A 25,549-nucleotide genomic window follows, 5' to 3' on the forward strand; every position below is an offset into this window, starting at 1 on the left:
GTCGTCGCCATCCGGCTCCGGCTCCGGCTCTGGTTCAGGCTCGGGCTCGGGTTCGGGCTCGGGCTCGGGTTCGCTCTCTTCCTGCGACAGATCGGCCACGAATTCGTCGGTCACCGCCGCGATCTCACCCGAAACCAGGCCCTCGGTCGTGTCCTCCAGATCGGTCGGCTCGCTCGTGAACGGGGTCTCGATGACCGGTTGTTCAGAGGCAATTTCTCCCGCTGTCGCATTCGTGATCGCAACCGGCATTGTCGCGGCCGGGAGCGGTGCAGCCGGCGGAGGCGGTGTCCCGTGATCGCGCGCAGGTGAATCCAGGGTGCGCGTTTCATCGCCCATGATCGTCAGGCGGAACGGATCATCCGCGCCGACCATGGCCACTTCGCCCGGGGTCACGAGATCGCGCGCGCCACCATCGCCGGTCCATACTTCGACCGCGCCCTCGGTAACCTGCATGGAAGAACCCGTGCCATCGACCGTGATCGAAAAGCTGGTTCCCTTCACCACCGCGGCGAGGGTCGGCGTACGGACCCCGAAATGAGGATCGGGCTGCTTGCCGATATTGAAAATCGCGCTGCCCCAGTCCTGTACGATCTGGATTACCGAACGCTCCTCGGAAGGTTGTGGCACCTTGAGGCGTGTGTTGGGCCGGACGGTAACAAATTCACGTTCGCGCACGATAACGGCCGAGCCGTTCGCCCCGGTTTCTATCGTACCGCCGGCCGCAATCTTCGCGCCGCGACGCGCCGGCCTTTCACCGCTCTCGTCGCGAATGGCCACGCGACCGTCGGTTTCGCTGACCGTCCAGGCGACCTGTGCGTGGACGCTCGTGCTGGCGAGCAAGAGGGCGAGCGGAGCAGTTCTGAGGATTTTCCGAGTCAGCAAGATGGGTCTCCTATTAGCATCCCATCTCGCACCGCTATGTTCCAATATGGCAATCAAACATGGTTAAACACATGGTAATTCAACCGAAAATTAATGCCTGGCGCATTAGTGCTGGTGCTTCATCCGGAGTGCCTTACGCGTGCGTTACCCATTTTCCCCCAACTTAGCGGCAGCGATCAGCCTGGCGTTTGCTCTGCCCGCGAATGCGCAGGAAACGCGCGCTCCGATCGATGAAGCCGCGGCTATCGACGCGAAGGAAAGAAGCGTCTCTCCATCTCGCGAAACCCCATCCGCTACGCAAATCGAACCGCGCACCGACGACCGACAAAGCCTTGGCCGCGGTATATACAATGTCGGGCCGATCTCGCTCGAAGGATTGGTCGAATTGTCGGTCGTCGACTTCGTGGACATTATCGAGCGATACGCCGCGCGTGACCTGAACGGCGAGCAACTCAATACCCTCGCCAGCGAAGTGGCAGCGCGCGCCCAGGCCAGGGGCTATGTGTTCGCGACCGCGATGATCGAGCCGCAGTCATTGCGCGCGGGTGTGCTTCGCGTCCGCGTCGACGAAGGCCGGATCGACCGGATCAGGATCGACGGTGACGACGATGCCGCCATCCGCAGCCAGCTTGCCCCGTTGCTGAACGGCCGCCCCGTGACGAAGGCACGGCTCGAACGGCACTTGCTGCTGGCAGACGATATTTCAGGCGTGCGGGTGCGCCGGGCCTATTTCGAACGTGAAGCCGATCGAGGCGTGCTGGTTCTCGAGGCGCGGCGATCGCGCGCCAGCGGTGCCGTGGTGTTCGAGAATGACGGGACGGCGCCCGTAGGCCCCGAGCGGCTGCGTATCGATGCCGACTTCAACGGATTGCTCACGCCGACCGACGAGGTCGACATAACGCTGGCAACCACTCCCTTCGAACCGGGCGAACTGCAATATGCCAAGCTCAAATACGAAGCGGTGATCAGCTCGAACGGCACACAAGCAGGCATCGTCGTTTCGCATTCGAGAACCGATCCGGGCGCCTATCTCGCAGACGACGACGTTACCGGGCGTTCGACCCGATTGGGCATCGAATTGCGCCACCCCTTCTTAAGGCGCCGCAATTTCAGCCTGTGGGGCGAGGCCGAATTGCAGCTCCGGGATATCCGCCGCGAGCGCGACGGCGCACTCGACCGCCACGATCGTATTCCGGTTGTGCGGCTCGGCGCTTTCATGGCGGGCGCTGCCGCCGGCGGGCGCTATCGTGCGCGGGTGACCTATTCACAGGGGCTGTCGGTCCTCGGCGCAACCGAGCGGGGTGATCCACTCGCCTCCCGCGACGATGCGTCAGCGGTGTTCAGCAGCCTTTATGCATGGGCGGATTGGGAGCGCGAGTTGGGCTCGGGCTTCAGCATGGAGCTTGCTGCACGCGGACAGATCGCAAGTGCACCGCTGCTTTCGACCGAAGACCTCGGGCTTGGCGGCAACCGATTCTTGCGCGGCTACCCCTATAGCCAGCGTTCGGGCGACGAAGGCATCATGGGGTCGGGCGAGTTGCGCTATGATTGGGAGGACGCGCTCGGCCTGCTCGATAACATGCAGTTCTATGCGTATGCCGATGGCGGATATGTCGGAAATATCGATAACGGGCGGGGTACTGGCGAATTGTATTCTGCAGGCGGCGGGTTGAGGACCGACATCGTCAGCGGTCTCGATTTCGATGTTGAACTGGCTATGCCGCTCAGCGGCCCGCGTTATGACACGGATGACGACAATCCTCGCCTCAACTTGAAGTTGCGCAAGACCCTGTAGCCTTTGGTGCCTGTGTAAAATCGGAAAGCTAGCGTCGGACGATCCAATGAGGCGACGGCCTTCGCCCCTCGCCCCGGCGCCTTGCCTACCCGCGTAATTGAGGGTGCGCCGGCTGCCCTAACTTCCGAGGCTAGCGCTGGGCAGGACTGTCGATCACGCCATTGGCTGTCGCCGGCTTCACAGGCGTGAAGGCACCCAGCCCCCTCATTTCCCTGTCTATGGCGTAAGCACGCTGTTAACCGTTCGTAAGCCATGTCGATCGCGAAGAGGGAGGCAGGATTGTGAAGTTGCTGCGCAAGGAAGCTGCGTTCGTTCTGGTGCTGGCATCGCTTTTCGGAATCCTTGCTTATACCGGCATTGCTCTCACGCGAGGAAACGAACGCATAGCGATGCTATGGCTGCCGAATGCGGTTGCGGCCGCATGGCTCATCTATAGCCGGACGCGCGCCGCGCCATTCTACATCTTGGGATGTCTGCTCGCGAACATCGCTGTCAATCGTCTGGTTGGCGACGATTGGAGCATCGCGCTGGGGCTTGCGATCGCGAATTCCGTCGAGATTGCCACCCTTGTTCTGCTGGTGCGCAAGGTGAAGGACGCGGCGCTCGATCTCGCCGAGGTCGACACCTATGCAGTGCTTATCCTCGCCTCTGTCGTCGCATCCTTCGCATCCGCAATTGTTGCAAGCGTGGTGCTTGCCGATACCGGTACCGGGTTCTCTTTGGCAGATGGGCAGCGATGGCTCATAGCAGATGCACTCAGCCTCATAATAATCCTGCCGGTCACGCTCGTATTCCTTGGCGCGTGGCGCGAACGCAAGTCGCCGCAGACCCGAGACCTGCTGGAATGGATGGTCATGGTGGCCTTGGTGACCATCGGCACGATGCTCATCTTCACGCAGACCACCTTCCCGTTCCTGTTCCTTACGTCCCCGCTGGTCTTGTATGCCGCGTTTCGCACCGGCCTTGTCGGGACCGCCGTCGCAACGCTGCTCATCACGGCAATCTCGTCTGCCGCAACTGCCATCGGACTGGGGCCCATAGTTCTCGTCCGCGGGGGCTCGGAATTGCAGCTGGTGGCATACCAGGCATTCCTGGCCACGAATTTCGCGATCGGCTTTCCCGTCGCGGCACTCCTCGCGCAACGGAACCGCGACCGTTTGCGACTCCGTCTGGAGCGCGACGAGAAACAGGAAGTTCTCGATAACATTCGAGACGTCATATTTCGCGCCGATGCCGATGGTTGCTGGTCAAGCCTCAATCCCGCGTGGGAAACCCTGACCGGCTACAAGATCGAGGAAAGCCTCGGCAAGCCGACGACCGCATTCCTGCATCCCGAAGATCTCGCGGCGACACATGTGATTTATCCCCGCATCGCCAGCGGCGACCTCGAAGAGGCTACTCTCCAGCAGCGGTTCTTCGACAAATCTGGCGAATGTCACTACATCGAAGTCGGCGTGAAGCGACTGAGCGGCACCGACGGGGCATTCCTCGGCACCATCGGAAACATCCGCGATATTTCGCTGGAGGTTAAGCAGGCGAACGAGCTGAAAGACAGCGAGGCGCGGTTCCGCCTGCTGGCCGAGTCTGCACCCGTCGGAATTTTCCGTGCAAATGCCGCTGGCGAGCTGACCTACATCAATCCGGGATGGGCAGCGAAGGTCGGTATGACAGTCGAGCAAATGCTGGGCCGAGGTTGGCTGGACGCGGTGGCCGACCTTAAACCCTTGCAAGAGAATCCGCCGTTTCAAGACTTTGCTCCCGGCGATTTGCGCAAGCGCCTCATCCAATTCCACAGCGCCGATGGCGGCCATGTCTGGATGGAGACTTACAACTCCGCCGAGTTCGATGAGGATGGAAGGGTCAAGGGATATTACGGCGCAGCGGTTGATGTTTCCGAAGCACGCCAGCTCGAATTGGAACTGCGCGAAGCCCGCCGCAGGGCCGAGGATTCTGCGATGGCCAAATCGGCCTTCCTCGCCAATATGAGCCACGAGATCCGCACACCGATGAACGGTGTACTCGGGTTCACCGACCTTCTCCAGCATTCGGAGCTCGACGAGGAGCAGCGCAGTTATGTCCAGCTGATCGCCGATTCTGGTCGTGCGATGATGCGCCTTCTCAACGACATTCTGGACATCTCGAAGATCGAGGCTGGCCAGATGCGTATCTCCAACGACCCGTTCGACTTGCGCCACAAGCTGAACGGCATCGTCAAACTCATGGAGCCAGTCGCCGAGAAAAAGGGGCTGAGTGTCGAGATCGACTTCGCTCCCGAGATACCGCCCTACATCGTGGGCGATGCGCTTCGATTGCGCCAGATCGTGCTCAACCTCCTTGGGAACGCGATAAAGTTCACCGAGGACGGCGGTGTCCGCCTCGTCGCCAAGCAAATCGACAGTGGTCGCAAGCTGGCGATCGACGTGATCGATACAGGGATCGGCATCCCGTCCGAAAAGCTCGACGCGATCTTCAAGCATTTCACGCAAGCCGATGGGACGATCGCGCGTCGTTTTGGAGGCACCGGCCTTGGCCTGACCATAAGCAGGCAATTGGTCGACATGATGGAAGGCGATATCTCGGTAACGAGCACACCTGGCAAGGGAACGACATTCACGGTCGTCCTGCCGCTGGTCGCGGCAGAGGCCCCTGAAGCGCCCAAAGGAGACCCCCACCCCGACGCGCAGAAACCAGCGGTCGACCGCCCTTCATTGCGTTTACTGATAGCCGAAGACAACGAGATCAATCAGCGCCTTATCAAAGCCTTGTGTCGCAATGCAGGCTACGAGCCCCACATCGTCGGGGACGGCAAGGCAGCGCTGGATGCGGTCGCCTCGGCGCAAGCCCATGGCGACCAGTTCGCGATGGTCCTGATGGATCTGCAAATGCCGCTCATGGACGGTATCAGCGCCACTCGGGAATTGAGAGCTCGCGGCTTCAATGCAGCGAAACTGCCGGTGGTTGCGTTGACTGCTAACGCCTATCCCGAGGACATCGAACGGTGTCTCGCTTCGGGCATGCAAGGCCATCTCGCGAAGCCGCTGCAGATGTGCGATCTCGTGAAGGCGGTCGAAAGGTTTGCCAGGAAGGGTGAAGCTGCAGCCGCAAAGCCTGATGGCGATGCGGGTGACGCGCTGGACATCTCGGACCTCGCGGAGAACTACCAAACCCTAAAGGATGCCGTGCGTGAAATGCTGGCGGATCTGGCGATCACCAATATCGACAGCCGCTGGGAGGAAGTCGCAAGCTCATTGCACCAACTGGCTGGCATCGCGTCACATTTCGGGGAAGTACGGCTCGGTCGCATGGCATCGGAGGTCGAGCGGGGGATGAAATCGGCAGGAGACGCGGACCAGCGAATGGCCTTGGCCAAGACGGCATTCGAAGAATTGAACCGGGTAGCCTGATCGTCCCTCCCCAACCCGCCAGGATACCGTTTGCGACCTTCTGGATCGGGCATTGAGACGAATGCCATAAGGGCGAGGATGTACCGATATCCGAGAGTATCGGGGCACCCTCGCACCTCGCAACCGGAGCTGCCAATAAACGGTACCGGCGTTTGCGCGCGGTTTTTGAGCTCCGAGCAACTTGTCCGTCGCTGCGCCACTCGGGTCCGCTTATCCAGTAGGGGACATACGCTCTGGCCTAGCTCAACCAGACTTGGGGCGACGCCCGCGCTTGTGTGTATTGCCTTTGCCGAGGCCGATTTTCTTCGCGAGATCCCGGCGCTTTTCCGCATAGGCAGGCGCCACCATCGGATAGTCCGAAGGAAGGTTCCAGCGCGCACGATATTCGTCGGGCGAGAGATCGTACGCTTTCCTGAGGTGCCGCTTCAGCATCTTCAGCTTCCGTCCATCCTCGAGGCAGACGATGTAATCGCGCTTCACCGAGGAACGGATCGGGACGGCCGGAACGGGCGCCTCTTCCTTCGCGGCGTCCGCCCCGAGGCCTGCGAGGGCCGTATGCACGTTGGAGACCAGCGTCGCGACCTCTTCGACAGCGACCGCGTTGTTGGCCACATGCGCAGCGACGATTTCGGACGTTAGCGCCACCAGTTTCATCGCCTGCTCGTCGGTATTCATTGTCATCGTATCATCCTTCTCCGGCCGGTGGCCATTCTTTGTCTGCTTGTCGGAGGGCTTGCTTCGTGCATGCGCCCCTTCGTCTCTTCTTCAGGCTGCGGCCTCTGCGCGCCACGCGTGCAGGACCCTTTCGAGCTCTGCATTATCAAGCGTGGGGCTCGGTTGACGGACCGGCGAACGCGAGAAACGAGGCGCCGGAAAGGGCTGGAAAGATCGCGTGTCGCGCACCCAAGAGCCCCGCTTGGTACCGCCCGTATCACGGGCGGCCTCATCAACGCTCAGCACGGGGGACACGCAGGCGTCGACACCGTCGAAAACCGTCAGCCAGTGCTCTAGGATTTCCCCCGCAACAATCGCTGCGATCCTGTCACCGCGGATCGCCCAATGGCTTGGTTCCAGGTGATCGTTCCAGTCTTCGGGATCGAGACCGAGGGCCGAGACAAAGGCATCATGAAACGGCTTCTCGAGCGCGCCCACCGCTATATGCCGACCATCGCGGGTCGCATAGCAGCGGTAGAAATAGGCGCTGCCATCGAGCAAGTTGCCGCCGCGCCCGGCCGACCATTGGCCCATCTGCATCCAGCCACTCAATTGCGTCATCAGGACGCTGATGCCATCGATCATGGCGACATCGAGCACCTGCCCTGTGCCGGAGCGCTGCCGTTCCTGCATCGCAGCGAGCACGCCCATCGCGAGAAAAGTGCCCCCTCCCCCGAAATTGCCGACATAGTTCAGCGGGGGGACCGGCGGCGCATCGCTAGGCCCGAGGGGAAAGAGTGCGCCGCTCAAAGCCAGGTAGTTGATATCGTGACCGGCTTTGCCGCTCAGCGGACCATCCTGTCCCCAACCGCTCATCCGCGCGTAGATCAGCCGCTCGTTGTCAGCACAAAGTGTATCCGGGCCGAGGCCGAGACGTTCCATCGTTCCTGGTCGGTAGCCTTCGATGAGGACATCGGCCGCGCCAGCCAGATCACGCACGCGCTCCAGCCCTTCAGGCGATTTGAGATCGACCGCCATCGAAGGGCGACCCCGATAAATGAAATCGAATCGTGGGTCTCCTCCAAGCGGGTTCACCGCGCCGGCCCGCTCGATTCGCAGAACGCTGGCACCCAAATCGGCCAGCAGCATTGCGCCGAATGGCGTCGGGCCCAGCCCCGAGAACTCGAGCACCTTCGTACCCGCGAGAGGCATCGCCGCGTTCTCGGGCGGACGGCCATCGCCAAACCTTTGTTTCTCCATCGCCACCCTCGATATTCTGATAAGTTGAAAAATATACTAGCCAGTAGCTCGATTGAATGTCACTATCAAATTATCGATCCGCAAAACAGCGGGCGGTGGGTGAGGAGAGGTTTGAATGACGAGTTTCACACCGAGCGAGTTGCGCTTCACGCGCACCGAGCGGGTTACCATGGGCAATCCGGCAGCCGAGGTCCTCGTCGAGCAGGCCGACGCCATGGGCGCATCCCGTGTCTTTCTGCTGGCATCCAAGACGCTCCGGCAGGAAACCGACGAGATCGCGAAAATCGCAAATGCGCTGGGAGACCGTCATGCGGCGACCTTCAGCGGGATAGCCTCGCATGCACCGCGGACCGATGTCCTTGCGGCGACCAATGCCGCGCGCGACGCCCGGGCCGATCTCATCGTGTCAATCGGCGGCGGGTCGGTCACCGACGCCGCCAAGATCGTGGCGCTACTGCTCAAACACGACGTCCGCAGCATCGAGGATTTCGAGCCGCTTCGCACCTATGTCACCGAGGAAGGTGCGGTCGTGAACCCGATCACGGCGGGCCCCGACGTGCCCGTAATCTGCGTACCCACCACCCTTTCCGGGGGCGAGTTCAACGCGCTGTCCGGCGCGACCGACGAGGCGACCCAGCACAAGCAGGGTTACGAGCATCGCGACATGGCGCCGGTCATGGTCGTTCTCGATCCGCGGATCACGGTGCACACACCCGAGTGGTTGTGGCTTTCGACCGGCGTTCGGTCGGTCGACCACGCGGTCGAGACGCTGTCGTCCGACAAATCGAATGATTTCGCCAACGGTCTGGCCGAAAGCGCGCTGGGGTTGCTGGTCGAAGGCCTGCCCCGCGTGAAGGCGGATCCCGCCGATATGGAGGGGCGGTTGAAGTGCCAGATCGGCGCATGGCAATCGATGATCAGCATCATCGGTGGCGTGCCGATGGGGGCAAGCCACGCGATCGGTCATATTCTGGGCGGCACCTGCGATGTGCCGCATGGTTACTGCTCCTGCGTGATGTCCCCTTACGTCCTGCAGTGGAACGCCGAGCACGACGATAGTCGCCAGGCACGCACGCTGGCAGTGCTCGGCAACACGCAAGATACCGCCGCCGAGGCTCTCGATGCCTTCATCCGCGGGCTTGGCATGCCGCGCACGCTGGCCGAGGTCGGGGTCGACGAGAGCCGCTTCCAGCAGATTTCGGAATACACTCTGCTCGACATCTGGGGGCGCACCAATCCCCGCCCCATACGCACCGCCGATGATGTGATGCAGATCCTGCGACTGGCAGCCTGAGGAATGGAACGCATGACCCGCGAACGTGACTTCACCGATGCGCGCATTCCGAACCGCGACGAATGCGTCCTGCGTTACCTGCTCGATCGCTGGGCGAACGAGCGCCCGGACCAGCCGCATGTCGTATTCGCCGATGGCGAGGAGTGGACCTTTGCCGAACTGCGCGACAAGGTCCGCACCAAGGCCGCCGGTCTGCGGGCGATGGGGATCGAACAGGGCGAACATGTCGCCGTATGGCTTCCCAACGGTCCGGACGCGCTGATCGCGTTCTATGCCATCAATTACATCGGCGCGGTCTTCGTCCCGTTTAACACGGCATATCGGGGCCAGCTTCTGCAGCATGTGATCGCCAATTCCGGCGCGCGCGTGTTGCTGGTCCATCCGGATCTCGTCCCTCGCCTGTCCGAAATCGATCTCGGTCGCGTCGAACGGCTGGTCGTGACGACGGGCATTGAAGTCCCCGAAGTGCCACGGCCGATCCAGCGATTCGACGAACTGGCAGCTGCCGCAGACGAGACACTCGAGCTCGCGCGGCCCATCGAGCCGTGGGATATCCAGTCGATCATCTACACTTCGGGCACGACCGGCCCCTCGAAAGGCGTTCTCTCGTCCTATCTCCATATGTTCACCAATGCCGGCCCCGAATCCTGGCCCATGGTGGACGAGAACGACCGCTACATGTGCGTCGCGCCGATCTTCCATATCGGTGGCATGGGACCGCCGTTCGTCATGCTGGCCCGGGGCGCGTCGGTCGCCATGATCGACAATTTCTCGACCGAGGACTTCTGGGCGGTTGCCAAGGCGACCCAATCGACCGTGGTGTTCCTATTGGGAGTCATGGCCACATTCCTGCTGAAAGCCGAACCGCGACCCGATGATCGCGATCACACGGTCAAGAAGGCCTTCATGGTCCCGCTGACGGGAGACGCGCCGGCCTTCACCGAGCGTTTCGGGGTCGATATCTACACCATCTTCAACATGACCGAGATTTCTTCGCCGATCGTGTCGGAAGCCAATCCGAAGAAGATCGGTACCTGCGGGCGCGTCCGCGACGGTGTGGATGTCCGGTTGGTCGATCGCAACGATTGTGAAGTACCGATCGGCGAAATCGGCGAAATGCTGGTGCGGACCGATCGGCCGTGGGCCATGAACAGCGGCTATAACGCCAATCCCGAAGCCACTGCGGAGGCCTGGCGCAACGGATGGTTCCATACAGGCGACGCCTTCCGCCGTGACGAGGAAGGCTACTTCTATTTCGTCGACCGCGTGAAGGACGCAATCAGGCGACGCGGTGAGAACATCTCCTCTTTCGAGGTGGAAGCCGATGTCTGCAGCCATCCCGCGGTCCGCGAGGCAGCAGCGGTGGCGGTACCGAGCGAGTTCTCTGAAGACGAGGTGATGGTTATCGTCGCCCCGGTTCCGGGACAGAAACTCGAGGCGCGCCAACTCGCCGAATTCCTGATCGATACCATGCCTTACTTCATGGTTCCCCGGTACATCCGGATACTCGACGAACTTCCCAAGACCCCGTCGGCCAAGGTCATGAAGGCCGACCTGCGCAAGGAAGGGGTCACCTCCGACACATGGGATCGGGAAGCGGCGGGCCTGCGCGTCAGGCGCGAGAAGTTCAGCGCCTAGCCAAGCCAGCTTCACCACGTTTCACAAGGCCGCCATCCGGTCGATGCAGGATCCGTATTTCAATGCAATCACCGCTCTCAAATCCCCCCATGCCTGCCGCCGAGGTGAACCGTACCCTGCTCAAGGACGGGATCGCCAACGCCAATATTCCCGCGCTGCTGATGGTGCTGTACCAGATGACGGGCGAAGCAACCTGGCTTCAAGAGCCCTTCGCGCCGGGGCGCTCTCCCGGGCTCGACGACAATGACAGCGGTCAGCTCCCCGACGAAGTCCAGACGCAGATCCGGACGGCGGCAGAAGAAGCGATCGAAGCCTGGCTCGCGGGCAAGCCGCTGGCGATCGAGCGCCCCAACAACCTTCGCCTTGCCGAAATGCTTTCGGTCGCCATGACCGAGCACGTTCCCGAGGAATACGGCGACATCGTAGCCGCAGGCATGGGTTACGATCTTGAACCGACCGCCGAAGCGGCGATCGCGGTCGATAAGACTGCCATCGTGATCGGCGGGGGCGTATCGGGGATCTGCGCCGGTATCGAACTCGGCAAGCTCGGCATCGATTACACCTTGTTCGAAAAGAACGAGGATTTCGGGGGGACCTGGTTCGAAAACCGCTATCCCGGCTGCGGCGTCGACACCCCTTCGCTCACATACACATTCTCATGTCGGCCGAACGACTGGTCGATGTATTTCCCACTGCGCGACGAAATCGAAGGCTATCTGCTCGATACCGCACTCGAGTTCGGACTATACGACAAGGCCCGCTTCCGGACGCATGTCGAAGAGGCGCGCTGGAATACGGCGACCGACCAATGGGATGTCACCATCACCACCCCGGACGGCAAGCGCGAGACCCACAGCGCCGACTATCTGTTCAGCGCCGTGGGCATTCTCAACATACCGAAGTACCCGCAAATCGATGGCCTCGATGAGTTCGCGGGCGAGGTTTACCACACCAGTCGCTGGCCGGCGGAGGCAGACCTTTCAGGCAAGCGCGTTGCCGTCATCGGAAATGGCGCATCGGGCATGCAGGTCGCCCCGGCGATCGCCGACGAGGTGAGCCGGATGACCATATTTGCCCGGTCGAAACAATGGGCGGCCCCCTTCCCGCAGTTCCGCAAGAAGGTACCCGAAGGCGTACGCTATCTGATGCAGGTCGTTCCCCTCTACCGGGCATGGCTCGAGCAGCGACTGTCCTGGACTTTCAACGACAGAGTGCACGGAACGCTGTTCCGCGATCCCGAGTGGGAGCATCCCGAGCGCGCGGTAAACGAGATCAACGACGCGCACCGCCGCGTGTTCACCCGCTACGTCGAAGAACAATTGCAGGATCGCCCCGAGCTGATCGAACGTGTGCTGCCCGAATACCCGCCTTTCGCGAAGCGCATGCTGCTCGACAACGGCTGGTTCCGTACGATCAAGAAGCCGCATGTCGACCTCATTCCAGAACATCTCGCGAAAGTGGATGGCAATACGCTGTTCACGTCGTCGGGAGAAACTGTCGAGGCGGATGTCATCATTCTCGCTACCGGCTTTCAAACCACCAATGTTCTCGGGTCCTACGACATCGTCGGCCGCGAAGGGCAATTGCTGCGCGACCATTGGGGCGAAGACAATGCATCGGCCTATCTCGGGACGCTCGTTCCGGGCTTCCCGAACTTCTTCATCCTGCTGGGACCCAACGTCGGCTCGGGTCATGGCGGCAGCATGATCCGCAACATCGAGAACCAGATGCATTTCGCCGGTCAGGTCGTTCAATGTGCGGAGGCACAGGAAGCCTCGACCGTGGAGGTCAAGGAAACCGCATATACGGACTACAGCCGCCGCATCGACGACGCACATGACCGGCTGGTCTGGACGCATCCCGGAACCGAGAACTGGTACCGCAATTCACAGGGCCGCGTCGTGGCGATCACCCCGTGGCGCAACGATGCCTTCTGGAGGATGACCCGCTCCCCCGATGAAGCGGATCTGCAGTTCGACCACCGGCAAGAAAGCAGCGGAGCTGCCTAGAACATGGGAAGCCGCTCTCGCGCTGTGAGCGACGAGAGCGGCCTCGATCCTTCTGTTCGATCTACCAGGTGATGGGAAGGCGGCTGAGGCCTCGAAATAGAAATCCCGGCCGCCATTCCGGCGCCGCACAATCGGCCTCGAGATCGGGCATTTGCTCTGCCAGCTGTTCGAATGCGATGCGCCCCTCGAGCCGTGCGAGTTCCGCGCCTGCACAAAAATGAATGCCGCCGCCAAAGCTCAGATGCTTGCGCGCGTCGCGCCCGATATCGAACCGGTCGGGGTCATCGAAGAGGCGGGGATCGCGATTGGCGGCACCGATCAATGTCAGGACTTTCTCGCCGGGGTAGATGGTTTCTCCACGGATCTGGGTTTCGGCCAGCGCCGTGCGATAAGTGGCGATGAGCGAGCTTTCGAACCGCAGTGTCTCATCGACCGCGGCTGCCGAGCGATTGCGCGGATCGGCCACCAACGCTGCCCATTGCTGCCGGTTTTGCGCAAAGGAGAGAATGCCATTGCCCAACATGTGGGCGGTGGTTTCAAAGCCTGCACCGAACAGACCTATGGCAACGGTAACGAGCTCCTCGTGCGAGAGCACGTCTTCCTGTCCGCCGGACTGGACGAGCGCGGTAGCAAGGTCGTCCTGGGGATTTACCATCCGATCGGCAAAGAGCTCCTCGAAGAATGCCTGCAACACGCCGATCTGCTCGTTGGCCTCCGCCAGTTCCTGCTCGGTCAGCGCGCGCGCTTCGAACACGATAAAACTGCGTGCGATCGCATCAATGACCTCGGGCAAGCGCGGATCGCCCGGGTCGATCCCGAGCATGTCGCACATGACCCGCACGGGTAGCTGGTAGGCAAAATCCTTGATGAATTCAGCCCTGCCCCACGCCAGCATCGCGTCGATCAGATCGTCCGCGATCTGGCGGATGCGCGACTCCATTGCCCGCACGCGCTTCGCGTTCAGGGCGCCCGTGACCAATCCACGAACGCGGGTGTGATGCGGCGGGTCCTGCATCAGGAATACTTCCGACAGCCATTTGTACGCGCGCTGCCCCATGACGTCGAAATCCGGACCGTAGAACAGCCTGATGTTCTCGACAAAATCGCCTTGGCCAAACCCCTGGCGGTCCATCAGCACCGAACGGACGTCCTCGTGGCGGCTGACGACCCAGTAGCCCAGATCGGAACGATGAAGCGGGTCGAGTTCGCGTAACCGCCCGAATGCCGGATAGGGATCGGCGTGGATTTCCGGAGCATCGGGCGAGAAAGACGGTACGGCAGAGCTACTCATGGACATCCTCCTCGGATTCGAATGGCATTTTGGGGCCGAAACCGCCCGTCCGGCAGGCGTTCGACGAAGATCGAATGCGGGGCCCCGAAATGGGCCGGTACAATTCGCGCATCATTGTTTGCTGCCCGGTTCAGCACCTTGAGCCGGGTTTCCGCAGCCTGGTTGCGGTCCTCGCAATAGACGCTGTTCCAATCGGGGCGATAGACCTGCATCGGATGATGCAGGATGTCGCCAGTGAACAGAGCCATGTCCCCGTCGTCGCACACTTCCAGCACCATGTGACCCGGAGTATGGCCCGGTGCGTGGACTGCGGTCATCCCCGCACCAATAGCCTCGCCATCGTTAACCAGCCGGCACCTGCCTCTGGCAAGGACGGGGACGACGCTGTCTTCGTAGACATTCGCATTAACGTGGGCCCCGGACATTGTCCGGTACTGGTCCCCATCGGGGTTCCAGGCGCTGTCGTCGACGGCCGGGAGGCAATAGGTTGCATTGGGAAAGGTCGGCACCCACTCCCCATCCTGCAAATGCGTGTTCCACCCGACGTGATCGATATGGAGATGCGTGCAGAACACCGTATCGATGTCCTCGGGCGAATATCCGGCATCGGCCAGCCGGCTTAGAAAGCTGGTATCGAGATCCCCAAAGATCGGGATCCCGGGGCGCTGCTTCCCATTGCCCGCCCCGGTATCCACCAGCACGCGCATATCGCCCGTGTCGATCAGCCAGCTTTGCAGATAGCCATAGATCATGCCTTCCCGCAGGCAGTCCGGCTCGAAAGCGTCCGCAACCTGTGCGAACGCCTGCGCCTCGAACTCGGCGAAGAGGGCTTCGGGCGGGCTGAACCCGCCCTGCCACTCTTCAATGCGATGGACCTTGTAGCGGCCGATGCGGAATGCTTCTGCCATGTCCGCGCCCAAGCTCTAGAAGTCGATCCCCAGCGTGACACCATAGGTCCGTGGTGGGCGCAGCGAGCCAACCGATACGAAACCGTAGAGCGGTGCCGTGACGATCGTGTTGGCGAGCGCGTACTTGTCGAAGATGTTCTTGCCCCAGACCGCGACCGACCACCTTTCGTCCGGGGAACGGTAGGTGACGCTGGCGTTGGCCATTGCAAAAGCCTCCTGGCGCGCGTCGCGATTGTTGAATTCGGTAAAGAACACTTCGTCCTGGAAGTTGAGGTCCGCCGACAGGTCGATGGTGCCGCTAGTGCCCAGATCGACGGTGTGATCGGCGAAGACCGCGACCGTGAACTCGGGGGCATTCGCCAGGCGATTGCCCGAAAGGTCGGACAGGCCCGGCTGGTCGGCACAGGTCGGGAACTGCCGGCGGGTCGGGTCGCCAGCACCATAATAGCCGTTGCAGAAATCGGAGTACTTGGCGTTCAGATATGTGCCGAAGATCCGGAACGTCGTATTCGGAGCGGGGCGGATGGTCGTTTCCACCTCAAGCCCGTAATTGCGCGCCGATGCGGCGTTGATCGTCTCGACGATGCTGTTCTCGTTGACGAAACCGATCTGCAGATTGGTGTAGTCGTAATAGAACGCCGACACGCTGTAACCGAATACGCCATCCACGGTTTCGCCGCGAAGCCCGAGTTCGTAGCTCCAGACATCTTCCGGATCGATGACCGAGTTTACGCTGCCGATGTTCACCACGCCCGACTTGAAGCCTTTGGTGACCTTGCCGTACAACAGCGTACCGCCCGCCGTTTCGTATTCGAGCACGAACTTCGGCGTGATCGCATCCCAATCGCCACTCTTGTCGGTGGGAATGTCGATGCCCTGCGCATCGAAGGTGAACCGGCCGGTACCCGAACGCTTCTCCCAATTGTAGCGCGCGCCGGCAGTGAAAGTCAGGCTGGGCGTGATGTCGATCGCGCCTTCGAGATAGGCGCCGACGGCCTCGGTCTTTACCGTACCGCTCTGCAGGTAATTCCCTCCGTCGAACAGATCGGCGGGAAGATTGGTGCCGAGCGCAATATTGAAATACTGCGCAAGGTTGATCGTCGGCACGCGAACTTCGCCGAAAAGTTCTTCCTCGAAATACATCGCACCGCCGAGCAGCGAGATGGTCCCGAGATCAGCCGTGAAAGTCAGCTCCTGGCTGAAGGACTCGCTATCTTCGATATAGTTGTTCTGACCGAAGGCATTGGCATCGCTGACGTCGAGATCGTTGCGATTGAACCGTTCGAATGTGCGATAGGCGGTCGTGGAAGTGAGCGAAAAATCACCACGATCGAAGGTCACGATGCCCTGGACGCTTGTGCCCTTGCGATCGTTTATAGCGTCCTCGTTCGAATAGAGGTTCCGATTATCGACCGGCCGGCCGAGATCGGCATAGTAGTCGTTGATCGTGTCTCCGCCCAGCAACGGGCCGGGTAGCGCGGCTTCGGGCACCACGGTGGGTCCGAAATAATGGAATCCGTAATTGTAATCATCCTCGCGGAAATGGTCCGCGACCACCAGCACCTCCAGATCGGGAGTCAGGTTTGCCTGCAGCGATCCGCGAAAGGCATAGGCGTCGCGGTCGTCGACCGGGTTGCCCGTCACGAGGTTCTCGCCGAAACCGTCCCGGCTCTCGTATTTTCCCGCCACGCGGAATGCCAGCGCGTCACCCGCGATCGGGCCGCCCACGGCGCCCTCGAGCGTCACCGCGTCGTAATTGCCGTAGGTCGCCCGCGCATACCCTTCGAAGTAGGAGGTCGGACGCGCGGTGACGATGTTGATGACGCCGCCGGTCGCTCCGCGGCCGTAGGTGGTGCCCTGCGGGCCACGCAGGACTTCGATCTGCGCAATATCGTAGAAACCGCTGAGCTGCGCCGCCGGGCGGCTGTTGATCGCGCCATTCTGCAGGAAGGCGACCGCGCCGTCGGCTCCGAGATCGATGCTGGTCAGCCCGATCCCGCGGATGAAAGTCCGGTTGACCCCGAACTGATCGCCCACTGAGACATTGGGCACGGCAGCCGCCAGATCGCCCGCATCCTCTATGCCGCCGGCACCGACATCGTCTGCACCAAGAACGGAGATCGCAGCTGCCGTATCCTCAAGCGACTGACCCGACTTGGTCGCGGTGACGATGATCACGTTTTCGCCGGTGCTGGCAGGCGCAGTTCCGGCGACGCCGCCCGACTCCTGCGCCGACGCGTGCCCGGCGACGACAAAGGACGAAATCGCAGTGGCAGCAAGAAGGCCCCGCGCAAAGCTGATCTGTGTCATGTTCTCTCCCTTCATACCGACGGCATTTATAATCTACCGATCAGTATCTTAATGTATGGTCAGGTCTTTTTGGACATCGCATTCATGTCGTGAAACTTACTCTGCGCCGGCCAGTCGCATGGCGGCATCGACGAGTTGGTCGATAACGTCTTCGGCGGACTTCTGGCCTTGCGGCGAATACCAGGTGGGAATCCAGCTGATCAAACCGCCGATCCAGACGGCCACGAAGGAGTCAGTATCCTCGCGAAATTCGCCCGCCTCCACACCTTCGCGAATGAGCTCGGCGATCTGATGGTCGAACGAATGCCGCAGCCGCAGGATGCGTTCGTGATCCTTGGCGCTCAAATGCTTCATCTCGCGCTGGTAGACGACGACATATTCCTGGCGGTCGATTACGATACGCCCCACCTGCCGCACCACTTCGGCCAGCAAGGCGCGGTGGTCGGCATGCTCGCCCGCCAGGGTGCGTTCGAGCACGCTCAGCGATTCGCTGATGCCGACCTCGCAGATCGCCGCGAGGATCGCCTCCTTGTTCTTGAAATAGGAATAGAGGAACGGTTTGGTTACGCCGAGCCGCTCCGCAACGTGGTCGAGAGTACAACTGCTGTAACCGCGCTCGTAGAACAGATGGCTCGCAACCTCGACGATGCGATTGGTCTTGAACGCTGTGAATTCGTTCTTGATCGAAGGTTTCGACGCTTTGCCGGGCACGCGCTCATCCTCTGCTAGAGCAGGCATACGCACACCATTGCCGATGTCGAAAGGCCAAGCAATTCCGTCTCCCCTGCCGGCGGGATGTATCCACCGTGCACACCCTTCATGCCAAGATTCCCATCTACTGACCAGTAGTTTTTTTCGGTCCTTGGTATATCGGGCGCTTGGGCCTATCGTGTCGACACTACATCGGGAGACGGGAATTGGCACATTTCGGCGACATGCAGAACGCGATCTATAATGCTGGGTTGAACGGCATCCTGCCCGATTTCCCGGTCGATTTCGCGACGCTGCAAGAACGCGCACAAAGCGCCATTTCTCCCTCCCTGCTCAATTACGTTCAGGGTGGGTGCGGCGACGAACATACGCAGGATCGCAACGCGCAGGCATTTCATGATTGGGGAATGGTGCCCCGGATGCTGGTCGATTGCTCGGAGCGTGACCTGTCCATCGAACTGTTCGGCCTCCGGCTGCCCTCGCCCATTTTCATGGCGCCCATCGGTTTGAACGGCGAGATGTCGCAAGACCGTCGCGGCGATATTGCCGCCGCGCAAGCGGCTGCAGAAACGGGCGTACCGTTCTGTGCCTCGACGCTGTCCAACAGCCCGCTCGAGGAAGTGCGCGCGGCGGCTGGTGAAACCCCCTCCTTCTTCCAGCTCTATACCCCGAAGAACAGGGATCTGGCGCAGAGCCTGATCTCACGCGCCGAACAGTCAGGCTACCGGGCGCTGGTCATCACGCTCGACACCTGGCTTACCGGTTGGCGACCGCGTGACCTGAACACGGCCAGTTTCCCGCAGCTGCGCGGCAAGGTGCTCGAGAACTACTTCAGCGACCCGGTTTTCAGGTCGCTGCTGGATGCGCCGCCAGAAGACGACCTGATGGGGGCTGTGCGAATGTGGACCTCGGTTTTCGGACAGGTACTCACATGGGATGATATCGCGTGTTTTCGCGAAGCCACCTCCATGCCGATCGTGCTCAAGGGCATCTGTCACGGCGATGACGCGCGAAAGGCAAGCGATCTCGGCGTGGACGCGATCTACTGCTCGAACCACGGTGGGCGACAGGCAAACGGGGGCATCGCCGCGATCGACATGCTACCCGATGTCGTCGCGGGCGCGGGATCGACCCCGGTGCTGTTCGACAGCGGGATCCGGTCGGGGACCGACGTGGTGAAGGCGATAGCGTTGGGCGCAACCGCAGTAGGTATCGGGCGCCCCTACACCTACGGCCTCGCGATCGGAGGTGCGCGCGGCGCTGCACATGTGCTGTCGTCGATATTGGCCGAAGCCGACCTGCTGATGGCGGTTAACGGATACCCCGACATAGACGCGATCCGCGCCGCTGGAGCGCATTGTCGAGCAGACATTGCATAACCCGCGCGAAAGAAGACAACCGAACCGCGATAGTCCCGGGGGGGGGGGGCGGGTTGTAAACGTGCCTACCTAAAATAATCCATGCGAGTTGCAGCTGGGAATCCCGACCCTCCGATTATCAACTTCGCGCTCCGTTCGCCAAGCTCTCCACGATCCGACACTGACCGATCTTGTCGGTATCGCAGGTTGCGAGCATGCGGCTCTATTCGTCTCGCATCGCGGTGAGATCATCAATCTTCCTTTGCACCACGTCAATCTGGGATCGCGCAAGCCGATCGACATCCTGGCATGGCTTGTCGTCGCGATCGGACAACGCCAGCAACTCGCGCACCTGCGCCATGCTGAAGCCAAGCTCGCGCGCCCGCCGCACGAAGGTGAGCGTCGCCAAGTGATCTTCTGAATAGTCGCGATAGTTGCTGTCGGTTCGATCTGCGTATGGGAGAATGCCTTCTCGCTCATAATAGCGGATGGTTTCCGCCTTTGTGCCGGTTGCCTGTGCCAGTTCGCCGATACGCATTACTTGACCTTGTAGCTGCTACAAGGTGCATATGTGCCTGCGACTCGAACGTTGCAAGGAGCGCGGCATGGGCAAATCCTGCTGCCAGACACCCGAACCGAACCAGAACCCGCACAATAATCCGCGCTGGCGTGCGATCCTGTGGATCGCGCTTGTCGCCAATGCAGCGATGTTCGTGGTCGAGATAATCGCCGGTGTTGCCGCCGATTCCCGCGCGCTCCAAGCCGACGCGCTGGATTTCTTTGCGGATGCTGCCAATTACGCCATCAGCCTTGGCGTTGCGGGCATGGCCTTGGCATCACGCGCGAAGGCCGCTCTGTTGAAGGCGGCGACAATGCTGGCCTTTGGGCTGTGGGTGGTCGGCTCCGCGCTCTACGGACTGATTGGAGGGTCGAATCCGGAGCCGCAGGCCATGGGTATGATCGGCGCTCTGGCTCTGTTCGTGAATGTGATCGTGGCGGTCATGCTGTTCCGCTATCGCGAGGGCGACGCGAACATGCGCTCTGCCTGGATTTGCTCGCGCAACGACGCACTCGGCAATATAGCCGTTCTCGGCGCGGCGCTCGGCGTGTGCGGCACGGGACAAGCATGGCCTGATCTGCTGATCGCGAGCGTTATGGCAGGCCTAGCCTTATGGGCCGCCGCAGAGATCTTCCGGAAGGCGCGGCGCGAGCTCGCACACGGATAAGCTCTCACATCAATTCCAAGAAGAAAGACCAATCGTGACCAACGCCATGCGCGCCGCGCTGCTGCTCGGTGCAGCCTCCCCTTTCATATTCTCGATGCCCGCCGCCGCCCAGGACGCGGGGTCGGTCGGGGATGACCATGCCCAGGCCGAAGCGAGAGCTGAACACGGAGAGGATAATCATGAAATCATCGTCCAGGGAACGCGCTCGGGTCGACGAGTGCAAGACGAGCCGATCCGTGTCGAGGTGATCGCCGGCGAGGAAATCGAAGAGAAGGCGATCATGCGTCCGGGCAATATCGCGATGCTGGTCAACGAGACCGGCGGTGTCCGCGTACAAGTGACCTCGCCCGCCCTCGGTGCAGCAAATATTCGCATCCAGGGCCTGGAAGGCCGATATACACAACTGCTTGCCGACAACCTCCCGCTTTACGGCGGGCAGGCATCATCGCTGGGTCTGTTGCAGATCCCGCCGACCGATCTCGGTCAGGTGGAGGTCATCAAGGGTTCGGCCTCGGCGCTCTACGGCGCCTCTGCTCTGGGCGGCGTTATCAACCTCATTTCCAAGCGCCCCCGCGACGAATTCGAAGCCGAAGTGCTGGGAAATGTCACGACGCGGGGCGGACAGGACCTGACCGCCTATGCTGCGGCACCACTGAACGAGACTACAGGACTTTCGCTCACCGCCGGTGCGCACCGCCAGAGCGGGCAGGACCTCGATGGCGACGGCTGGTACGACATGGCCGCTTACGACCGGCTGACTGCAAGGCCGCGGTTCCAATGGGACGGCGATGACGGGTCATCGGTCTACCTGACCATAGGCGCAATGACCGAAGACCGGGTGGGCGGCACGCTGCCCGGCAGGACGGTGCCCGATGGCACAGCGTATCCGCAGACGCAGGATACCGAGCGTTTCGATGCAGGGCTGGTCGCGGCAACACCCCTTTCGGACTCTGCGACGCTCAACCTGCGCGCTTCGGCCATGCGCCAAGACCATTTGCATCGTTACGGCGCAGTCGTCGAAGATGACCACCACACCAGCCTTTTCGGCGAAGCCTCGGTTTCGGGCGGCAGCGGCGCAACCTCGTGGATCGGCGGCATCGCCTTCCAGTCCGATGGATTCCGGTCCGAGACATTTCCGGCCTTCGATTACACCTACGATGTTCCGGGCGTCTTCGCGCAGCTCGAACAGGAAGCAACGCTCGACCTGACGCTAGCTGCGAGCGCGCGTGTCGATTTCCATGACGAGTTCGGAACACAGTTCAGCCCGCGGCTTTCCGCGCTTTACCGTCCGGGCAACTGGACCATCCGCGGTTCGCTTGGCGGTGGGTTCTTCGCGCCGACTCCCTTTGTCGATGCGATTGCAGCAGCGGGTCTTTCCCGGCTCAGGCCGCTAGGGGACCTCGAAGCGGAGACGGCGCAAACCGCATCGCTCGATCTTGGCTATGCCGACGGCCCCTGGGAGGCCAACCTGACGCTGTTTGGTGCGGATATCGAGAATGCCACGCGCCTTCGCGAGATCGCGACTGACAGGGTTGAGCTGGTCAATATTGACGGCACGACACGCGTTCGCGGAACCGAAATCCTGCTCCGTTTCAAGCAGGATGGTTTTACGGTGACCGGCAGTTACGTCTTCGTCGATGCGACCGAACCCGAAGCATCAGGTAATGGCCGCCGCGAAGTTCCGCTGACACCCAAGCACACGGCCGGCCTAGTCGGCATGTGGGAGGAGCATGGCAAGGGCCGGATTGGGATAGAGGCCTATTACACAGGCGAACAGGCGCTCGAAGACAATCCCTATCGAACGCGCTCTCGCCCCTATCTGCATCTGGGCATTCTCGGTGAGATCACGATCGGCAAGATCAGCCTGTTCGCGAATGCGGAAAATCTGCTCGACGTACGCCAGACGAAATACGACCCGCTTCTGCTGCCGCAGCGCGCAGCCAGCGGGCAATGGACAGTCGATGCATGGGCACCGCTGGAAGGTTTCATCCTCAACGGCGGCATCCGGCTGCGGTTCGGCGGACACTGAATCGGAGAAGGCTTCCTAAGGCAAGTGTCCTGCGGTTCACAGCAAGACGAAGCGAAAATGGTCGCTCGCGACCAAGTCCATCTCCACCATTATTCCCAATTGGGGATGGATCGCGATAACAATCGCCGCCGACTCATATCTAGCCGCAGGCGGGAAGTGCTGGCCCTTGCTCTGCCCCCGGAGAGGGGGGCCGCAAGATCGACTCATGACTTTGCGCCTAGCCGGAATGGACTTCGGAGTTTACTCAAAGGTCTCGCATTGACTCTCACGGACCCAAACGCCGCCCCGGCCCGTCTGATCTTTGTTCAGCGAGGGTAGAGTATCATCTGAGTGCAGCGGAACAACGCTATCGTCTTGCTCGACGCAGCATTTACCACTTCGGCATCCCACACTTGCGTGCTCCTTCCTCCATGCTTGAGAGTGGCCGCGCAAGTGACAGTGTCGCCAAGTTTCGCGGATCCGAGATAGTTCGCTTTCAGCTCGATCGTAGTGAAATTGGCGGCCCCGTCCGGGAGCGAGGCCATGCAACCGTAGCCACAAGCGGAATCTGCCAATGCGATTATCGACGCAGCGTGCAGATATCCATTTGGCGCTAGGTGCTGCTTTGCGACAACGAAGCTACCGTGCGCCCGGCCATTGATTACCTCTTTCCAAACCAGTTTCAGCTGGCCGGGAAGCATCCCTTCCTGACGCGCGGTCAATTCTGCCGATATATCCGTTTCGGTCGCCATTGCGCCTGGCTCTCCCTTTCCATCTTGAGACTACCTGCGTGTGCATGAGCACCGAGTATTGAGCTGCAACGTCCATTCGCGCGGTAGCGATCATTCCGCTTCGCCCTTTGCCGAAGCTGGTGTTGAAGACAACCGCTACCGCGCCCACGTACCGGGAGAGAAAAGTTCTGTGCGCCCATCGAAGAGCGCCACTTCGCCCGATCGATTGTTACTGGGAGGCCTGGATTGGCTTGGATATTGCTCGTTCTTGCCGGCCTGTTTGAGATTGGCGGCCCGTGGGGCTGAAAATGGCGCAAGAGCCTGCGACCCGGATCACCGGAATTGCAATTGCCGTGCTCTTCATGATGTTTAGTGGGGCGTTGCTTTGGTATGCCCAGAAGCAGATCCCGCTTGGCACCGCCTACGCAGTGTGGACTGGTATCGGGGCGGCAGGCACGTTCTTCGTGGGTGTAATTGCTTACGGCGATCCAACATCGTTCTTGCGATACTTGGGTGTCGTTCTGATCATCGCTGGGGTCGCAACCCTGAAGTTGGCGAACTAGCCGGTTTCGCTCCAATTTCCGTCGTTCCTCCATGGTCACGGTTCGGTGAAAACGGACGTTGCTATCCTCACCTTATTCGGGCGGGGCCTTCCGCCTCGGCGACCCTCCCGTCAGACTGCCGACGAAAACTGTCTCGCAATCGGTTGCCGGTGCGCATCGAAGAGAGATGCTATCGTGCGAGCGTAGGGCAGGCCCTCAGGCAGTATCTCGAGCCGATGACCGGTTATCGACACCAGCCCGCGCTCGGCGAATGGCTGCAGCGCCTTACCGACCGAGCTCAGGATGTCGGTGCTCAGTTGCGCCCTCCCACGACAAAGCAACCTCTCGATTATCGCCCCGCGGCGACGGTCGTCAGCAGTTCGGATCACGCCTCTGTTTGCCGACAGGGCCGATCGGGAACTGAGCATGCGATAGCGGCCGCTGTTCTTTTCGTTCTGTGCAAGCAGTTCCGGAAAACTGCTGATCGCCGATGCGCCCAGCCCGATCAGGATGTCGCTGGGATCGTCGGTGAACCCCTGAAAGTTACGCCGCAGGGTTCCGTCCAGCGCCGCGCGGGCAAGCGGGTCCCCGCCCGGCTTGGCGAAATGGTCGAAACCGATCGGCGCGTAGCCATGCGTCGCGAAATAGGCGTATCCCATCTCGGCCATGGCGAAGCGCTTGCGCTGGTCTGGCAGGTTGCTGCCATCGATCACCCGCTGCCGGGGCACGATATGCGGCACATGGGCGTAGCCGAACAGCGCGACCCGGTCAGCGCCGAGCACGCGGGTACGCTGCAAACTGTCTTCGAGATCGTGCATCGTCTGACCCGGCAGTCCGTACATCAGATCGAAATTGAGCGACGTCACCCCCGCCCCGCGCAGCCAGTCGACGGTCTGGACGATGCAATCCTCCGATTGCACCCGGCCGATCGCCTCCTGACACTGGGCCGAGAAGGTCTGAACGCCCAGGCTTGCGCGTTCGATGCCGACCCGTCCGATCACGTCGGCCCATTCTCGCGTGATGGTTCGCGGATCGAGCTCTATCGAGAAGGTCGGATTGGACACATGAAGGTTCGCAAGCAGGCTGTCGACCAGACGTTGGAAGTCGTCAGGCTCGATGGCGTTCGGACTGCCCCCTCCGAAGGCGACCCGCGCGATTCGGGCAGATTCCGGCAGCAGCGCAGCGACCAGCTCGATCTCATGGTGGAGTGCAGCCAGATAGGTCTCGAGCCGCTGACGCCGGCCTGATGTAGCCGTGTTGCATCCGCAATAGTGACATATCTTCTCGCAGAACGGGATGTGGACGTAGAGCGAGATGTCGCCTTCCGCCTCCTCCAGCGCGCGCCTATGCAGGCCGGTGTCGATATCGCCGAATTCGACGGCGGTGGGATAGCTCGTGTAACGGGGCACAGGCTTGGCGAGCAGGTCGGAGTAGTATGTCCACATGTGGGCCTAGTGAGGCTACCCGCCGTGCGCGTCATTGCGCCAGATCAAATCTCTTGCGGCATGATCTCGCATGGCACGCCTTC

Annotated in this window: 19 protein-coding genes; 9 read left to right on the top strand and 10 right to left on the bottom strand. The window is 61.2% G+C overall.

The window, feature by feature from the left end; genetic code table 11:
* Positions 1-882, bottom strand: an 882-nt coding sequence (locus FHS69_RS13780) for a FecR family protein (RefSeq protein WP_208380068.1), incomplete at its 3' end; no start/stop codon positions are given.
* Positions 883-1,021: 139 nt separating this feature from the next.
* Here FHS69_RS13780 and FHS69_RS04190 point away from each other — a divergent pair.
* Both FHS69_RS04190 and FHS69_RS04195 read left to right on the top strand, forming a co-directional pair.
* Entirely contained in the window at positions 1,022-2,677 is a 1,656-nt protein-coding gene (locus FHS69_RS04190; protein ID WP_166776656.1) for a ShlB/FhaC/HecB family hemolysin secretion/activation protein, read from the top strand.
* A 281-nt stretch (positions 2,678-2,958) separates the two neighbouring features.
* Positions 2,959-6,081, top strand: coding sequence for a PAS domain S-box protein (locus FHS69_RS04195; protein ID WP_166776657.1), 3,123 nt, complete (start codon positions 2,959-2,961; stop codon positions 6,079-6,081).
* 243 nt (positions 6,082-6,324) lie between these two features.
* Here the strand turns inward: FHS69_RS04195 and FHS69_RS04200 are convergent, their stop codons facing one another.
* Positions 6,325-6,762: a Ros/MucR family transcriptional regulator gene (locus FHS69_RS04200; protein WP_067504488.1), complete on the bottom strand. Its 438-nt coding sequence runs from the start codon at positions 6,760-6,762 to the stop codon at positions 6,325-6,327.
* Positions 6,763-6,846: 84 nt separating this feature from the next.
* Positions 6,847-7,995: a CaiB/BaiF CoA transferase family protein gene (locus FHS69_RS04205; RefSeq protein WP_166776658.1), complete on the bottom strand. Its 1,149-nt coding sequence runs from the start codon at positions 7,993-7,995 to the stop codon at positions 6,847-6,849.
* A 115-nt stretch (positions 7,996-8,110) separates the two neighbouring features.
* Here FHS69_RS04205 and FHS69_RS04210 point away from each other — a divergent pair, with 115 nt between their 5' ends.
* From FHS69_RS04210 to FHS69_RS04220, 3 genes are all read left to right on the top strand, one after another.
* Positions 8,111-9,289 carry an iron-containing alcohol dehydrogenase gene (locus FHS69_RS04210; RefSeq protein ID WP_166776659.1) on the top strand — a complete coding sequence of 393 codons (1,179 nt, stop codon included), beginning with the start codon at positions 8,111-8,113 and terminating at the stop codon, positions 9,287-9,289.
* Between the two features lie 12 nt (positions 9,290-9,301).
* Complete coding sequence (locus FHS69_RS04215) at positions 9,302-10,927, top strand: AMP-binding protein (RefSeq protein ID WP_166776660.1); 1,626 nt, start codon at positions 9,302-9,304, stop codon at positions 10,925-10,927.
* Positions 10,928-11,016: 89 nt separating this feature from the next.
* Entirely contained in the window at positions 11,017-12,936 is a 1,920-nt protein-coding gene (locus FHS69_RS04220) for a flavin-containing monooxygenase (protein WP_243844521.1), read from the top strand.
* A gap of 61 nt (positions 12,937-12,997) precedes the next feature.
* Here the strand turns inward: FHS69_RS04220 and FHS69_RS04225 are convergent, their stop codons facing one another.
* The 4 genes from FHS69_RS04225 to FHS69_RS04240 form a co-directional block, all read right to left on the bottom strand.
* Entirely contained in the window at positions 12,998-14,227 is a 1,230-nt protein-coding gene (locus tag FHS69_RS04225) for a cytochrome P450 (protein ID WP_166776662.1), read from the bottom strand.
* Positions 14,224-15,147: an MBL fold metallo-hydrolase gene (locus tag FHS69_RS04230; protein ID WP_243844522.1), complete on the bottom strand. Its 924-nt coding sequence runs from the start codon at positions 15,145-15,147 to the stop codon at positions 14,224-14,226. The genes FHS69_RS04225 and FHS69_RS04230 overlap by 4 nt, the downstream gene beginning before the upstream one ends.
* A 3-nt stretch (positions 15,148-15,150) precedes the next feature.
* Positions 15,151-17,445: a TonB-dependent receptor gene (locus FHS69_RS04235; protein ID WP_166776663.1), complete on the bottom strand. Its 2,295-nt coding sequence runs from the start codon at positions 17,443-17,445 to the stop codon at positions 15,151-15,153.
* Positions 17,446-17,541: 96 nt separating this feature from the next.
* On the bottom strand, positions 17,542-18,183 hold the full coding sequence (locus FHS69_RS04240) for a TetR/AcrR family transcriptional regulator (protein WP_166776664.1): 642 nt from the start codon (positions 18,181-18,183) through the stop codon (positions 17,542-17,544).
* A gap of 179 nt (positions 18,184-18,362) precedes the next feature.
* On the opposite strand from FHS69_RS04240, the gene FHS69_RS04245 reads away from it, so the two are divergent.
* Positions 18,363-19,535, top strand: a complete 1,173-nt coding sequence (locus FHS69_RS04245; protein WP_166776665.1) for an alpha-hydroxy-acid oxidizing protein — start codon at positions 18,363-18,365, stop codon at positions 19,533-19,535.
* A 202-nt stretch (positions 19,536-19,737) separates the two neighbouring features.
* Here FHS69_RS04245 and FHS69_RS04250 read toward each other — a convergent pair whose 3' ends face one another.
* Complete coding sequence (locus FHS69_RS04250) at positions 19,738-20,052, bottom strand: MerR family transcriptional regulator (RefSeq protein ID WP_243844523.1); 315 nt, start codon at positions 20,050-20,052, stop codon at positions 19,738-19,740.
* Positions 20,053-20,119: 67 nt separating this feature from the next.
* Between FHS69_RS04250 and FHS69_RS04255 the strand changes: the two genes are divergently transcribed.
* Both FHS69_RS04255 and FHS69_RS04260 read left to right on the top strand, forming a co-directional pair.
* Positions 20,120-20,740 carry a cation efflux transmembrane domain-containing protein gene (locus tag FHS69_RS04255; RefSeq protein WP_166776666.1) on the top strand — a complete coding sequence of 207 codons (621 nt, stop codon included), beginning with the start codon at positions 20,120-20,122 and terminating at the stop codon, positions 20,738-20,740.
* 34 nt (positions 20,741-20,774) lie between these two features.
* Complete coding sequence (locus FHS69_RS04260) at positions 20,775-22,769, top strand: TonB-dependent receptor plug domain-containing protein (RefSeq protein WP_341801662.1); 1,995 nt, start codon at positions 20,775-20,777, stop codon at positions 22,767-22,769.
* A gap of 305 nt (positions 22,770-23,074) precedes the next feature.
* Here FHS69_RS04260 and FHS69_RS04265 read toward each other — a convergent pair whose 3' ends face one another.
* Positions 23,075-23,500 (bottom strand): PaaI family thioesterase, encoded by a 426-nt coding sequence (locus FHS69_RS04265; RefSeq protein ID WP_166776667.1) that lies wholly within the window; start codon positions 23,498-23,500, stop codon positions 23,075-23,077.
* Between the two features lie 275 nt (positions 23,501-23,775).
* On the opposite strand from FHS69_RS04265, the gene FHS69_RS04270 reads away from it, so the two are divergent.
* Positions 23,776-24,042 (top strand): DMT family transporter, encoded by a 267-nt coding sequence (locus tag FHS69_RS04270; RefSeq protein ID WP_341801663.1) that lies wholly within the window; start codon positions 23,776-23,778, stop codon positions 24,040-24,042.
* Between the two features lie 110 nt (positions 24,043-24,152).
* Here the strand turns inward: FHS69_RS04270 and hemN are convergent, their stop codons facing one another.
* Positions 24,153-25,466, bottom strand: a complete 1,314-nt coding sequence (hemN, locus tag FHS69_RS04275; protein WP_166776668.1) for an oxygen-independent coproporphyrinogen III oxidase — start codon at positions 25,464-25,466, stop codon at positions 24,153-24,155.
* Between the last annotated feature and the right edge of the window lie 83 nt (positions 25,467-25,549).

This window comes from Qipengyuania flava (assembly GCF_011762005.1).
Taxonomy (GTDB): domain Bacteria; phylum Pseudomonadota; class Alphaproteobacteria; order Sphingomonadales; family Sphingomonadaceae; genus Qipengyuania; species Qipengyuania flava.

Excerpts from the sequence above, each read along its gene's own strand:
- FHS69_RS04200 (WP_067504488.1), bottom strand. The coding sequence starts at position 6,762 with ATGACAATGAATACCGACGAGCAGGCGATGAAACTGGTGGCGCTAACG.
- FHS69_RS04205 (WP_166776658.1), bottom strand. The coding sequence starts at position 7,995 with ATGGAGAAACAAAGGTTTGGCGATGGCCGTCCGCCCGAGAACGCGGCG.
- FHS69_RS04210 (WP_166776659.1), top strand. The coding sequence starts at position 8,111 with ATGACGAGTTTCACACCGAGCGAGTTGCGCTTCACGCGCACCGAGCGG.
- FHS69_RS04215 (WP_166776660.1), top strand. The coding sequence starts at position 9,302 with ATGACCCGCGAACGTGACTTCACCGATGCGCGCATTCCGAACCGCGAC.
- FHS69_RS04220 (WP_243844521.1), top strand. The coding sequence starts at position 11,017 with ATGCCTGCCGCCGAGGTGAACCGTACCCTGCTCAAGGACGGGATCGCC.
- FHS69_RS04225 (WP_166776662.1), bottom strand. The coding sequence starts at position 14,227 with ATGAGTAGCTCTGCCGTACCGTCTTTCTCGCCCGATGCTCCGGAAATC.
- FHS69_RS04235 (WP_166776663.1), bottom strand. The coding sequence starts at position 17,445 with ATGACACAGATCAGCTTTGCGCGGGGCCTTCTTGCTGCCACTGCGATT.
- FHS69_RS04240 (WP_166776664.1), bottom strand. The coding sequence starts at position 18,183 with ATGCCTGCTCTAGCAGAGGATGAGCGCGTGCCCGGCAAAGCGTCGAAA.
- FHS69_RS04250 (WP_243844523.1), bottom strand. The coding sequence starts at position 20,052 with ATGCGTATCGGCGAACTGGCACAGGCAACCGGCACAAAGGCGGAAACC.
- FHS69_RS04255 (WP_166776666.1), top strand. The coding sequence starts at position 20,120 with ATGGGCAAATCCTGCTGCCAGACACCCGAACCGAACCAGAACCCGCAC.
- FHS69_RS04265 (WP_166776667.1), bottom strand. The coding sequence starts at position 23,500 with ATGGCGACCGAAACGGATATATCGGCAGAATTGACCGCGCGTCAGGAA.
- hemN (WP_166776668.1), bottom strand. The coding sequence starts at position 25,466 with ATGTGGACATACTACTCCGACCTGCTCGCCAAGCCTGTGCCCCGTTAC.